The organism is Methylopila sp. 73B (assembly GCF_000526315.1).
Taxonomy (GTDB): Bacteria; Pseudomonadota; Alphaproteobacteria; order Rhizobiales; family Methylopilaceae; genus Methylopila.
The window spans coordinates 3,042,002-3,054,622 of record NZ_JAFV01000001.1 but is presented as its reverse complement, the minus strand read 5'-3'; the positions used below and the strand labels follow the sequence as shown (position 1 = coordinate 3,054,622).

The 12,621-nt window shown below is 71.5% G+C and carries 13 protein-coding genes; 7 read left to right on the top strand and 6 right to left on the bottom strand.

Going from position 1 to position 12,621, the window contains the following annotated elements; all coding sequences use genetic code 11:
• Nucleotides 1-10: 10 nt before the first annotated feature.
• Nucleotides 11-1,141: a TRAP transporter substrate-binding protein gene (locus K244_RS0114640; protein WP_036305810.1), complete on the bottom strand. Its 1,131-nt coding sequence runs from the start codon at nucleotides 1,139-1,141 to the stop codon at nucleotides 11-13.
• A 308-nt stretch (nucleotides 1,142-1,449) separates the two neighbouring features.
• Here K244_RS0114640 and apaG point away from each other — a divergent pair, with 308 nt between their 5' ends.
• The 7 genes from apaG to K244_RS0114605 all read left to right on the top strand — a co-directional run bounded on the left by apaG (nucleotide 1,450) and on the right by K244_RS0114605 (nucleotide 8,815).
• Nucleotides 1,450-1,881: a Co2+/Mg2+ efflux protein ApaG gene (gene apaG, locus K244_RS0114635; protein WP_020187030.1), complete on the top strand. Its 432-nt coding sequence runs from the start codon at nucleotides 1,450-1,452 to the stop codon at nucleotides 1,879-1,881.
• Nucleotides 1,882-1,891: 10 nt separating this feature from the next.
• The gene (argE, locus tag K244_RS0114630; RefSeq protein WP_020187029.1) at nucleotides 1,892-3,061 is read left to right on the top strand and encodes an acetylornithine deacetylase; all 1,170 of its coding nucleotides are present in this window, start codon (nucleotides 1,892-1,894) and stop codon (nucleotides 3,059-3,061) included.
• Nucleotides 3,062-3,150: 89 nt separating this feature from the next.
• Entirely contained in the window at nucleotides 3,151-4,071 is a 921-nt protein-coding gene (locus K244_RS0114625) for a hypothetical protein (protein WP_024816518.1), read from the top strand.
• Nucleotides 4,072-4,215: 144 nt separating this feature from the next.
• Nucleotides 4,216-5,235 carry an extracellular solute-binding protein gene (locus K244_RS0114620; protein WP_020187028.1) on the top strand — a complete coding sequence of 340 codons (1,020 nt, stop codon included), beginning with the start codon at nucleotides 4,216-4,218 and terminating at the stop codon, nucleotides 5,233-5,235.
• Nucleotides 5,232-6,776, top strand: coding sequence for an iron ABC transporter permease (locus K244_RS0114615; RefSeq protein WP_020187027.1), 1,545 nt, complete (start codon nucleotides 5,232-5,234; stop codon nucleotides 6,774-6,776). The genes K244_RS0114620 and K244_RS0114615 overlap by 4 nt, the downstream gene beginning before the upstream one ends.
• Nucleotides 6,776-7,804, top strand: coding sequence for an ABC transporter ATP-binding protein (locus K244_RS0114610; RefSeq protein WP_020187026.1), 1,029 nt, complete (start codon nucleotides 6,776-6,778; stop codon nucleotides 7,802-7,804). The genes K244_RS0114615 and K244_RS0114610 overlap by 1 nt, the downstream gene beginning before the upstream one ends.
• Before the next feature lie 18 nt (nucleotides 7,805-7,822).
• Entirely contained in the window at nucleotides 7,823-8,815 is a 993-nt protein-coding gene (locus K244_RS0114605) for an Ldh family oxidoreductase (protein ID WP_020187025.1), read from the top strand.
• 135 nt (nucleotides 8,816-8,950) lie between these two features.
• On the opposite strand, the gene K244_RS0114600 is transcribed toward K244_RS0114605, so the two are convergent.
• Genes K244_RS0114600 through cyoC form a run of 5 tightly spaced genes read right to left on the bottom strand, consistent with a single transcriptional unit; the run spans nucleotide 8,951 to nucleotide 12,620 of the window.
• Nucleotides 8,951-9,484, bottom strand: a complete 534-nt coding sequence (locus tag K244_RS0114600; RefSeq protein ID WP_020187024.1) for a response regulator transcription factor — start codon at nucleotides 9,482-9,484, stop codon at nucleotides 8,951-8,953.
• Complete coding sequence (locus K244_RS0114595) at nucleotides 9,474-10,778, bottom strand: ATP-binding protein (RefSeq protein WP_020187023.1); 1,305 nt, start codon at nucleotides 10,776-10,778, stop codon at nucleotides 9,474-9,476. The genes K244_RS0114600 and K244_RS0114595 overlap by 11 nt, the downstream gene beginning before the upstream one ends.
• Nucleotides 10,775-11,566: an SURF1 family protein gene (locus tag K244_RS0114590; protein WP_020187022.1), complete on the bottom strand. Its 792-nt coding sequence runs from the start codon at nucleotides 11,564-11,566 to the stop codon at nucleotides 10,775-10,777. Before K244_RS0114590 ends, K244_RS0114595 begins: the two co-directional genes overlap by 4 nt.
• The gene (gene cyoD / locus K244_RS0114585) at nucleotides 11,563-12,000 is read right to left on the bottom strand and encodes a cytochrome o ubiquinol oxidase subunit IV (RefSeq protein WP_020187021.1); all 438 of its coding nucleotides are present in this window, start codon (nucleotides 11,998-12,000) and stop codon (nucleotides 11,563-11,565) included. The genes K244_RS0114590 and cyoD overlap by 4 nt, the downstream gene beginning before the upstream one ends.
• On the bottom strand, nucleotides 12,000-12,620 hold the full coding sequence (cyoC, locus tag K244_RS0114580) for a cytochrome o ubiquinol oxidase subunit III (RefSeq protein WP_020187020.1): 621 nt from the start codon (nucleotides 12,618-12,620) through the stop codon (nucleotides 12,000-12,002). Before cyoC ends, cyoD begins: the two co-directional genes overlap by 1 nt.
• Between the last annotated feature and the right edge of the window lies 1 nt (nucleotide 12,621).

The window sequence follows — 12,621 nt, the reverse complement described above, 5'->3', positions numbered from 1 at the left end:
ATCAAGGCCGTCAGGCCTGGTTGAAGAAGTGCTCGTAGGCGAGCTTGGTCTCGACCTCGTACTCCTGCGTGAAGCCGACCACGCGCTTGACCCAGGCCTTCTGGCTCTCGATGACCTTTAGGAAGAACGGATCCGTCTGGGCGGCGATCACCTTGTCCCAGGCGGCGAGCTGGGCCTCCAGCACCGGCCGCGGGGTCGGCAGCACCTTCACGCCGGCGTCCTTCAGGGCCTGAAGGTCCTTGGAGTAGCGGTCCTGCGCCTTCCACGACATGTCGGCCGAGGCGGCTTCCGCGGCGTACTTGATGATCGCCTGCACTTCCGCCGGCAGCCCGTCGAACTTGCGCTTGTTGAACAGGATCTCGAAGCTTTCGAGCGCCTGATGGTAGCTCTGGACCATGTAGATCTTCGAGACGTCGGCGAAGCCCAGCACCTTGTCCGAGGACGGGTTGTTGAACTCGGCGCCGTCGATCAGGCCGCGGTCGATCGCGGGCACGATCTCGCCGCCCGGAAGGATGGTGACGCCGGTGCCCATCTCCTTGAACACGTCGGCCGACAGCCCGACCGTGCGGTACTTGATTCCCTTGAGGTCCTCGGCGGTCTTGATCTCCTTCTTGAACCAGCCGAGCGGCTGCGACGGCATGGGCCCGGAGAGGAAGCCCTTCACGTTCAGCTTCAGAACGCCCTGCACCAGCTCGTCGTAGAGCTGCTGGCCGCCGCCATAGTTGATCCAGCCCAGCAGCTGGTTGGCGTTCCAGCCGAAGGGCGGCGCGGTGCCAAACAGCGAGAAGGCCTTGTTCTTGCCGTACCAGTAGGCGGAGACGCCGTGGCCTCCGTCGAGGATGCCGGCGTTGACCGCGTCCAGGAGCTGGAAGGCCGGCACGACCGCGCCCGCCTGCAGCAACTCGAGCTGGATCCGTCCCGCGCCCATCTCGTTGACGCGCTTGACGAAGTCCGATCCGAACTCGTGGAAGATGTCCTTGTTCGGCCAGGTCGACTGGAACTTCAGCCGCACGGCCGCCTGCGCCCTCACCACCGAGGGGGCGGCCACGCCGCCCGCCACGGCGGCCGCGCCAGCGACGAGAAAGCGCCGTCGGCTCCGCCCGGCTTCGGGTGCACCTCGAGCGTCGGTCGTTTTGGTCATGTCGTCCTCCCTGGCGCGACGACAGGGCCGAAGGCCCTTCGCCGCGGTGCGGATGAGCGCTCGCGCGCTGTCATCCCGGCGTTTCCCTTGCGTCCGCTCCTTTTTGGCCGGCTTTCCGGCTCGGGCGGTTCGCGAGCGTCAGTAAATGTGACCGCAAGAAGGCGATCAAGAGAGCGACGGCTATCCGTTCGTCAGGATGTGGCGTTCTGTATGCCTGATGCCGAAAACGTGACTGCAGCGGGCCCGCTGCGCGCCCGCGACGGCGCGACAGTTGACGGCCTGCGCGCGTGGGAGCTTATGCTGCAGGAATGAGCACGTCCGCGCCCCTGGAATCGAACGACGACCACAGCTGGACCGCGGTGACGCGGGCGATCCGCGTGACCGTGCAGCCGCGTTACATGCCCGGCGAGTCCGCGCCGGAAGAGGAGCGCTACGTCTTCGCCTACACGGTCGAGATCGTGAACGAGGGCGAGGAGACGGTTCGTCTGGTCGCGCGCCACTGGCGCATCATCGACGGCCGCGGCCGCACCGAGGAGGTGCGGGGACCTGGCGTCGTCGGGGAACAACCGCTTTTGCCGCCGGGCCAGTCCTACACCTACACCAGCGGCGCGCCCCTTCCGACGCCGTCCGGCATCATGGTCGGCGCCTACCAGATGCAGACCGACGCCGGTCAGCCGTTCGAGGTGGCGATCCCGGCCTTCGCGCTGGAAAGCCCGCACGCCGTCCGCACCCTGCACTGACCTCGCGGCCATGACAGCCGCCTTTCCGGATGCGCGGGAGATCCTTGCGCGCCTCGTCGCCTTCGACACCGTCAGCTCGAAATCGAACCTGCCGCTGATCGGCTACGTCGAGGCGTTGCTGGCCTCCGTCGGCGTCGCGTCCGTGCGGACGCCCGACGTGACGGGAACCAAGGCGGCGCTGTTCGCCACCATCGGCCCCACGGACCGCCCCGGCGTCCTGCTCTCGGGCCACACCGACGTGGTGCCCGTCGCGGGCCAGCGCTGGACCTCCGACCCCTTCACCCTGGTCGAGCGCGACGGTCGTCTCTACGGCCGGGGGGCCTGCGACATGAAGGGCTATCTCGCCGGCGTGCTCGCGGCCGTCCCGCGCTTTCTCGCGGCGGATCTCGCGACGCCGGTCCACCTGATCTTCTCCTACGACGAGGAGGTAGGCTGCATCGGAGTCGAGGGAACGATCGCGCGGTTCGGCGTCGATCTGCCGAAGCCGAAGCTTTGCCTCGTGGGCGAGCCGACCGAGATGACGGTCGTGGACGCGCACAAGAGCGTCTACGCTTTCGAGACCGTTGTGACCGGCCGGTCGTCCCACGCCAGCATGCCGCAGCTCGGAGCCAACGCCGTGCTGGCCGCGGGCAAGCTGCTCGTCGAGCTCGACCATATGCGCGAGGCGCTCGCCATGGAGGGCGACCCGTCCGGACGCTTCACACCCGCGGAGACCACCATCACGGTGGGAGTCGTCGAGGGGGGCGAGGCGAGCAACATCGTGCCGGAGCGCTGCCGCATCGCCTGGGGCTTCCGCGGGCTTCCGGGCTTCGACGGCGCGGGACCGCCGGCGCGGCTGGCCGATTTCGCCCAGCGTCACGTGCTGCCGTCGCTGCGCGACACGGCGCCCGACGCCGACGTGGCGACGACCGCTCTCGTCGTGGTGCCGGAGCTCTCGCCCGAGCCAGGGTCTCCCGCGGAGACGCTGGCTTTCGCGCTCGCCGGCCAGAACCGCTCCTTCGCCGTGTCCTACGGCACGGAGGCTGGCCATTTCCAGCGCGCGGGCGTGCCGACGGTCGTCTGCGGGCCGGGCTCGATCGCCCAGGCGCATACGACCGACGAATTCCTCGAGGTCTCCCAGTTGGTCGCGCTCGAAGGCTTCCTTGCGCGCCTCGCGGAGCGCTGCGCTTCGGGTTTTTGATCCAGTGCGGGCCTCGGCGTGGAAGGCCCGTGTCCTATATCCTGACTGAGGGCGAGACGAGTGGGCCGCAAGCCCCCGGGAGCACGAGCATGTCCGACAGCGTCAAAGGCCAGAGCCGGGTTCCAGCGACCACCACGGGCGGCGATCCGCTGCGCCGGCGCTCCGCCACGACAAGCGGACGTCGTCTGAGACGCTTCGGGCTCGTCCTCGGCATCGTCGGCGTGACGTCGCTGGCCGCGGCCTACGCCGGCTCGAGCTTCATCGACCGCGACGCGTCAGCCGGCCCGGAAAAATCCGCCGCCGCGCCTGCGACCGATCCGAAGCTCGCCGCGGGGGAAGCCGAGCGTGAGCGCGCCGCCGACGCCGCGGCGCGGCGCGAGGCGAAGCGCCTCGACGACGATGCGCGCAAGGCGGTCGTGGAGCGTGAACTCGCCGAACTAGAGCGCCAGCGCGACGCCCTGAAGCGCGAGGTCGCCGAACTTGCGGCGCCGCTGTCGTCCCCCGAGCAGCCCGCAGCACGTGCCGAAGCCCCCGCGCGACCGGACCCGGATCAGGCGGAGATCGCGGAAGCCCCCGCCGACGAGGCCGGCGATGCGCCTGCCGTGCTAGCCGCTCGGACGGAGCAGGAACCGATCGTCGCGCGCGCCGCGAGGGAGCGCGATCAACCCGCGCGGTCCGCAGCCACAGTCGACGGCCCGTTGACCGCCGAACCCGAAGCGTCGGTGCGGGTGTTCATCCATGTGCGCGCGTCGGACGCCCGCGCCATCGCCCGCGCCCGCGCGGTCGCGGCCGAACTCGAGCGCGAGGGCGTCGCGGTCGCCGGCATCCGCGGCGTGCCGTTCCCGGTGCGTCAGGACGCGATGCGCTACTTCTACGACGCCGACCGGGGTTCGCTCGACGCCCTGAGCCGCGCGGTCGAAGGGGCCGTCGGCGTCGCTCCCCGCGCCCAGGACTTCCGCCGGTATGGCGCCCCGCCCCGTCGCGGCACGCTGGAGCTCTGGCTGTCTTGAGGCCAAGCTCGTCAGCAGTCGTGCGCCGCAAACCGCTCCCTCTTGAGACGGTGTGAGGGATGCCCGCGCTGACGGTTGACAGCGGCGCGCAAAGGGGCGCTCTAACGACTTCGTGAGCAAACGCAGTCGTTTAGAGGTATTCTAATGAGCGGGCTGGACAGGCGAGCGCTGCTGCGCGCCGGCATGGCCCTGGGCGCGGCCACGGTTGTTCCGCTTGCGCCGCGCGCCTCGGCGGCCGAGGTGCTGACGCTCTACAACGGCCAGCACGCTGAGCCCGCCACCGCCGTCGTCCAAGCCTTCATGGCCGCGACCGGCGTGCAGGTGGCGATCCGCAAGGGCGGCAGCGCGCAGCTCGCGAACCAGATCATCGAGGAGGGCGCGGCCTCGCCGGCCGACGTGTTCTTCTCGGAGGAGACCGCGCCGGTGACGACGCTCACCGCCCGCAGGCTGCTGGCGCCGGTCGCGGCCGAGACCCTGCGCCAGATCCCGGCGGCCTACGCCGCGAACGACGGCTGCTGGATCGGCGTCACCGCCCGCTGCCGGGTCGTCGCCTACGACGCGAAGCAGGTGACGCCCGCCGACTTGCCGTCCTCGGTGCTCGACTACGCCACGCCCGCCTGGAAGGACCGCGTGGCCTACGTGCCAACCAGCGGCGAGTTCCAGAGCCAGGCGCTGGCGATCGCGAAGCTCCGCGGCCGCGACGCCGCGATCGCCTGGCTGAAGGGGCTGAAGGACAACGGCCGGATCTACAACGGCAACGTCGCCGCCGTGCAGGCGGTGCAGCGCGGCGAGATCGCGACCGCGCTGGTCAACAGCTACTACTGGTATGCGGTCGCCGACGAGATCGGCGAGGAGAACATGCGCTGCCAGTTGCACTACCTCGGGGCCAAGGATCCGGGCGCGCTGGTGACGCTCTCGGCCGCGGGCGTGCTGGCCTCCAGCCGCAAGCCGGAGCTCGCGCAGCGCTTCGTCGCCTTCATGACGGGGACCGAAGGCCAGCAGGCGATCGTCGACGCCGTCGCCGAGTACCCCGTGCGGCCGGGCGTTGCCTCGCCCTACAAGCTGAAGCCGCTCGCCGAGCTCGACCCGCCGGACCTGACGCCGGACGACGTCAGCGACGCGGCCGAGGCGCTCGCCCTGCAGCGCGAGGCGGGCCTGGCGTGAGCCCAGCGCTTCCGCGGCGGGGGCCGGGGACGCCGGTCTGGCTGCTGCTCGCCGCGGCGCCGACCTGCCTGCTGATCGCGCTGCCGCTCGCCTACGTCGCGCTGCGGGCCTGGGGCGTCGGCGCCGCGGGCGTGGCGGATGAGTTGCTGCGGCCGCGCACGCTGGAGCTGCTGGTCAACACCCTGACGCTGTCGCTCTCGGTGACCCTGATCTCCGCGGTCCTCGGCGTCGCCTGCGCATGGGTGGTGGAGCGCTGCGACCTGCCAGGGCGGCGCGCCTGGCGCATCCTGCTCGCCCTGCCGCTCGCGACCCCCGCCTTCGTGGCGAGCTTCGCCTGGGCCTCGCTCGACGTCGCGTTTCAGGGCATGGGCGGCGCTGTCCTCATCCTGTCGCTGTCGCATTACCCGCTGGTCTACCTGCCCGTGGCGGCGGCGCTCCGCAGCATGGACCCGGCCTATGAGGACGTCGCGCGCTCGCTCGGCCGCGGCCCCTGGCGCGCCTTTTACGGGGTCGCGCTGCCGCAGGTCTGGCCGGCGCTCGGCGCCGGGGCGCTGCTCGCGCTCACCCACATGCTGGCGGAGTTCGGGGCGCTCGCGCTGCTGCGGGTGCAGACCTTCACCACCGCCATCTTCGCCTCCTACGAGCTCCAGTTCGACAGTTCGACCGCCGCCCTGCAGTCGGCCGTGCTGCTGGCGCTCAGCCTTCCGGCGGCTCTGTTCGAGATGCGGCTCCGGCGCGGCATGCGCTTTTCGCGCAGCGGCCGGGGCGGGCGCCGCGAACCGCGGCTGCTCGCGCTCGGGCGTCTGAAAGCCCTCGTCGTCGTGGCCTTCGCCGTCCTTGTCGCGCTGGGCTCCGGCGTGCCGGCCGCCATGCTGGTTTACTGGCTTGCGGTCGGACGTTCCGCGGCGCGCGGCGTCGTCGACATCTGGCCGGCGGTCGAGGGCTCGCTCGGCCTCGCGCTGCCCGGCGCGCTCATCGTCACCGCGCTCGCGTTGCCGCTGGTGCTGGCGGCGACCCGCAGGCGAAGCCCGCTGACGGCGCTGCTCGACCGGCTGCCCTACGTCGTCCACGGCCTGCCCGGCTTGGTGGTGGCGCTCGCGCTGACCTTCTTCGCCATCCGCTACGTGCCCGCGCTCTACCAGACCACCGCGCTGCTGTTCGCTGCCTACGCCGTGCTGTTCCTGCCGCTCGCCCAGTCCGCGCTCCGGGCTTCGGTGGAGCTCGCGCCGCCGGGCCTGGAGGAGGTGGCGCGCAGCCTGGGCCGAGGGCCGCTCATGGCCTTCGCCACCGTGACCCTGCCCAACATCCTCCCCGGCGTCGGGGCGTCGCTGGCGCTGATGACGCTGGAGCTCGTGCGGGAGCTGACCGCGACGCTGCTGCTCGCGCCGATCGGCGTCACCACGCTCGCGACCGAGGTCTGGTCGCGGGCGAACGATGGCCAGTACGCCGCGGCGGCCCCTTTCGCGGCGCTGCTGGTGGCGCTTTCGGCGCTGCCCGTCTACGTGTTCACGCGCCGCAGCCTGGAGCTCCACGACCTCTGATGCGAAGCGTCGTCGTTACGAACGTCACCAAGGCCTACGCCGGGCATCCGGTGCTGAACGGCGTCGACCTCGCGGTCGGCGACGGCCGGATCGCGGCGCTGCTGGGCCCCTCCGGCTGTGGGAAGACCACGCTCCTGCGATTGATCGCGGGGTTCGACCGAGTGGACGCTGGGTCGATCGCGATCGACGGCGCGGTCGTCTCGGGCGAGGGGCGGCACGAGCCGGCGGAGAGGCGCCGCGTGGGCTACGTGCCGCAGGAAGGCGCGCTGTTCCCGCACCTCACCGTGGCCGGCAACGTCGGCTTTGGTCTCGCCCGGAAGGACCGCACGCCGGCCCGCATCGGCGAGGCGCTCCACCTCGTCGGCTGCGGGGCGCTCGGCGACCGCTACCCCCACCAACTGTCCGGCGGCCAGCAGCAGCGGGTCGCGCTGGCGCGCGCGCTCGCGCCCCGGCCGCGACTGGTGGTGCTGGACGAGCCGTTCAACGGCCTCGACCTCGACCTCCGCCGCGCGGTCGCCGCCGACGTCGCCGCCACGCTCCGGCGCACCCGGGCCTCCGCCATTCTGGTGACGCACGACCCCGAAGAGGCCTTCGCCTCCGCCGACCTCGTGGCGGTGATGCACGCCGGGCGCATCGCCCAGGCCGCCGACCCACGCACGGTCTATCTCACGCCGGCGAGCCCCGAGGTCGCGCGCATCACCGGCGCCGCGATCTTCCTGGAGGCGACGCTTTCCGCCGGCCGGGCGGCGACGCCGTTGGGGGACGCGGATCTCGGCGCGGTGGCGGACGGCGTCAACGGCCGGGCGTCGCTTTGCCTGCGGCCGGAACAGATCGTGCTCGCCGCGCCCGACGCGGGGCGCGCGGCCAAAGTGGTGGACATGAGCTTCCGCGGCGACCACAGCCTGCTCACCGTGGTGGTGGACGACCGGCGCCTGGACGTGCGCGCGCCCGCCGCCTTCGAGGCCGACGCGTCGGGCCTCGTGCATCTCGCGATCGCGGGACCCTGCGTCGCCTTCCGTCCGTCCTGATTGATAAGGGCCTCCCGCATGCCAAAGCTCTCCCTCGCCGAGGCCCACGCCCTCGCCGCGACCGCCTTCCTGCGCAACGGCGCGCGGGAGGAGGTCGCGGGCCGGGTCGCGCAGGCGCTGGTCGCCTCCGAGGCGGACGGGCTGAAAGGCCACGGCCTCGCCCGCGTGCTGCCCTACGTGACGCATCTCCGCGCGGGGAAGGTGGACGGCAAGGTCACGCCCACGCTGTCGCGGCCCCGCTCCGGCGTGCTCGCGATCGACGCCGCCCACGGCTTCGCCTATCCCGCGCTGACGCTCGCGATCGAGGCGCTTCCCGCAGCTGCGGCGGAGCAGGGGATCGCGGCGGCGGCCATCCGCCGGTCGAACCACTGCGGCGCCGCCGGCCACACCGTCGAGGCGCTGGCGGAGCAGGGCCTCGTCGCGCTGATGGTGGCGAACGCCCCGGCGTCGATCGCGCCCTGGGGCGGCAAGGTCCCGCTGTTCGGCACCAACCCCATCGCCTTCGCCTGCCCGCTTCCCGGCCGGGAGCCGGTGGTGATCGACATGTCGGTGTCGAAGGTGGCGCGCGGCAACATCATGGCCGCGCACCAGCGGGGCGAGCCGATCCCGGAGGGCTGGGCCTTCGACGCCGAGGGGCGGCCCACCACCGACGCCGCCGCCGCGCTCGCGGGAACCATGGTCCCCGCCGGCGACGCCAAGGGCGCGACGCTCGCCATGATGGTGGAGCTGCTGGCGGCGGGCCTCGTCGGCGCGAGCTTCGGCCACGAGGCTTCGTCGATGTTCGACGGTATGGGCGGTCCGCCGGACGTCGGCCAGCTGATCATCGCCATCGACCCCGCCGCGTTTTCCGGCTCGGGTCCCCAGCGCTTCGCCGTACTGGCCGAGGCGGTCGAGGCGCAGGACGGCGCGCGCCTCCCCGGCTCCCGCCGCATCGCCGCCCGCGCCAAGGCGGCGGCCGAGGGCGTCGCGGTGGACGACGCGACGATCGCGACGATCAAGGGGCTGAGCTGAGGGCTGACGAAGGTCTCCTCGCGTCATGCCCGCGTCTTCGCGGGTATCCACGACTTCGGGGCGCGCTCGACGTCCAAGTCGTGGATACCCGGCTTCGCCGGGCATGACGGCGCACGCACTCCCGCTGCTCCCGCCTTACTTCACCGGGCGCTTCTCCAGCTTCCGCGCGAGCGTTCGGCGGTGCATGCCGAGGCGGCGGGCGGTCTCGGAGATGTTGAACTCGGTCTCGATCAGCGTCTCGTGGATCCGCTCCCACTCCAACGTCTTGATCGAGGTCGGGCGTTCGGTCAGCGGGGTCTCGGCGTCCCCTTCGACCCGAGCGAAGGCGGCCTCGATGTCGTCGGTGTTCGAGGGCTTCGCCAGATAGTGGCAGGCGCCAAGCTTGATGGCCTCGACCGCGGTCGCGATGCTCGCGAAGCCGGTCAGCACCACGATCAGCATGTCGGGATCATGCGCGTGCAGCCGCTGCACGCAGGCGAGGCCGGAGGAGCCCGCGAGCTTGAGGTCGACCACCGCATAACCCGGCGACACCGTGGTCAGCAGCGCGTCCAGCTCTTCCGGGCCTGCGGTCGCATGGGCCTCGTAGCCGCGGCGCTCAAACGAGCGGCGGAGCGTCGCCGCGAACTTGGCGTCGTCGTCGACGATCACGAGGATCCGCTCATCCGCCATCGGTCGTCGGCTCCTCCAGCATCAGCGCTGCCAGCGGCAGCGTCAGCAGCACTTCGGCGCCGCCCTCCGGGCGGTTGCGGGCCTCCACCGCCCCGCCGAGCTTGCGCAGGGCGTTGACCACGAGGAAGAGGCCGAGCCCGCCGCCGGGGCGCCCCTTCGTGGAGTTGTACGGTCGGCCGAGGTTTTCGATCATTTCGGGGGCGAAGCCCGGGCCGGCGTCGCGAACGGTGATCGCGAGCGTCTCGCCGCGCCGCTCGGCCAGCACGCCCACCCAGCGCGGCGAGGCCTCCACCGCGTTGTCGATGACGTTGCCGATCACCTGCTTCAGCGCGGAATCCGAGACGATCGCGACGTCATCCCCGAAGCGGTCGTCGTAGATCAGGGCGTCCACGCTGCGGGCGGTCCGCCGATCGTCGACGATCTCGGCGAGGAAGGCGCGCATGGTGGTGACGGCCGGCGCCTCGCCGCGGGCCTCGCCCGCCGCGAGCAGGATGCCCGTCACGATGGCCTTGCAGCGCGCGACCTCCGCCTGCATGGCGTCGACGTCCGCGATCAGCTCGGCGTCGGAGGCGATCGCGGGGATGCGGCGCCAGTCGCCGAGGATCACGGCGAGCGTCGAAAGCGGCGTGCCGAGCTCGTGCGCCGCGCCGGAGGCGAGCAGGCCCATGCGGACGATGTGCGCCTCCTCGGCCGCCTGCTGGCGCAACGCCGCGAGCCGCGCGTCGCCTTCCCTCAGGTTCGCGCTGACGCGGCCGACGAAGATCACCAGCAGCGCGGCGTCGAGCGCGAAGCAGACGAGCATGCCGATGACATGCAGCTCGAACAGGTCCGCGCCCGGCGCGAGCGCCAGCGGCCGGTAGGTCAGCGCCAGCCCGCCGAAACAGGCGACGGTGACGACCACCATGGCCCAGGTCGACCACGCCGCCAGCAGCACGGCCGCGAGCGTCACCTGCAGCAGGTAGAGGAAGGCGAAGGGGTTGGTGGCGCCGCCGCTGAGGTAGAGCAGGGCGGTCAGCGCGGCCGCGTCGAAGGTCAGCGCCAGGAACAGCTCCTGGTTCGAGACCTCCTGCGGCCAGGCTTTGAGGCGCAGGATGCTGACGAGGTTGAGCGCGGCGAGCGCGGCCAGAACGGCGGCCATGGGCGCGAGCGGAAGGCGGATGTCGAGCGCCCACTCGACGAAGGCGATGGTCGCGATCTGGCCGACGACCGCGATCCAGCGCAGCTGGATCAACTGCATCAGGTTCTTGCGGCCGGCCCCCGGGCCGGCCGCGGGGCGGCCGAGAGGCGCCGTCACGTCGCGCGCGTCTCGCGGCGAACGCGGCCCTCGTGCCGAACAACCACGACGGCCGCCGCAGCGACCATCAGCGCCAGGCCGAACCAGGTGAGCGCGTAGACCAGATGGCTGTTGGGAAAGGCGATCACGGTGAGGCCCCCGACCGGCCATCCGCCGGGGTTTGGCGTGCGGTCCGCGTCCACGAAATAGGGCGCGACGTCCGCGAGCCCACGGCGCTGCGCGATCGCGGCGACGTCGCGGGAGCGCCAGAGATCCTGCGCCGGATCGTTCGCTCGAAGAAACCCGCCGTTGGGCTCGGTGACGCGGAGGAGTCCGGTCACCGTGGTCTCGCCGGTCGCCTGAGCGGCCGGGCGGGAGGCGGGCTCCCTCCGGTCGGCGGGGATGAAGCCGCGGTTCACCAGCACGGTGAAGCCGTCCCGCGTGCGGAGCGGCGTCATCACCCAGAAGCCGGCGCCGAGGTCGGTGACGGCTTGGGTCAACGTCTCCTTGAAATGGTCGAAGACGCCCGTCAGCGCGACGCGACGGTACTCGTCGGAGGCGGCGGAGATCGCGGGCCAGGCGTCCGGGCCGGGGGCCGGGACGGGGGCGGCGTGAACGCGGGCGTCCACGCGGGAGATCAGGTCGAGCTTCCAGGCGCGGCGTTCGACCTGCCAGACGCCGAGGGCGGAGAAGCCCGCGATCAGCGCGAGGCCGAGGAGGGCCAGGATCGTCAGCGCCGCGGCCGATCGCGGCCGCGCGACCCGCTCCGGGGTCGGAGCGGGCGGGACGGGCCCGCCCGCCGCCGTCATCGCATCTGGCGCATGCCCTCGGGCGACATCGGCATGGTGTCGTCGTGCGGGGCCATGGGCATCATGTTGGCGTTCAGGTGGTGCATCACCCAGAACGAGCCGGCGAGCGTGATCACCACCACCACGACGGTGAAGATCAGGGCGAGCATGGTCCAGCCGCTCTCCGACTTCGAGTTCATGTGAAGGAAGTAGACCATGTGCACCACGATCTGGATCGCGGCGAACACCAGCACCACGATCGCGGCCGTCGTCGGGCTGCGGAACACGTCGCCCATGATCAGCCAGAACGGGATCGCGGTCAGCAGGATCGACAGCAGGAAGCCGGCGAGGTAGCCGCCGAAGGTGCCGTGCGACGCGCCGTGCTCGTCGTGGTCGTGGTGCGCGTCGTGGCCGGCGGGGTCGTGGCTGTGAACGGCGGGCGGTGCGGAGCTCATCACAGCGTCCCCATCAGATAGACGAAGGTGAAGACGCCGATCCAGATGACGTCGAGGAAATGCCAGAACATCGACAGGCAGGCGAGGCGGCGGCGGTTTTCGGGGATCAGCCCGCGGCGCGTGACCTGCACCATCAGCGTGATCAGCCAGATCATGCCGAAGGTGACGTGCAGGCCGTGGGTGCCGACCAGCGTGAAGAACGACGACAGGAAGGCCGAACGCTGGGGCGTCGCGCCCTCATGGATGAGATGCGCGAACTCGTAGATCTCGACGCAGAGGAAGGCCGCGCCGAACAGGCCGGTGACGCCGAGCCAGAACAGCGTGGAGCCCTTCCGGTTCTTCGCCATTTCGAGCATGGCGAAGCCGTAGGTGATCGACGACAGCAGCAGGAAGGCGGTGTTGAGCGCCACCAGCCCGAGGTCGAACAGGTCCTTGCCCGAGGGCCCGGCGGCGTAGCTCCGGCCGAGCACGCCGTAGCAGGCGAACAGGACCGCGAAGATCAGGCAGTCGCTCATCAGGTAGAGCCAGAACCCCAGCAGGGTGCCGTTCTCCGGATGGTGCTCCTTGGTGGTGTAGAACTGCGGCGCGGCGGCGCCGGAGGCGATCGTGGTGGTGGTCATG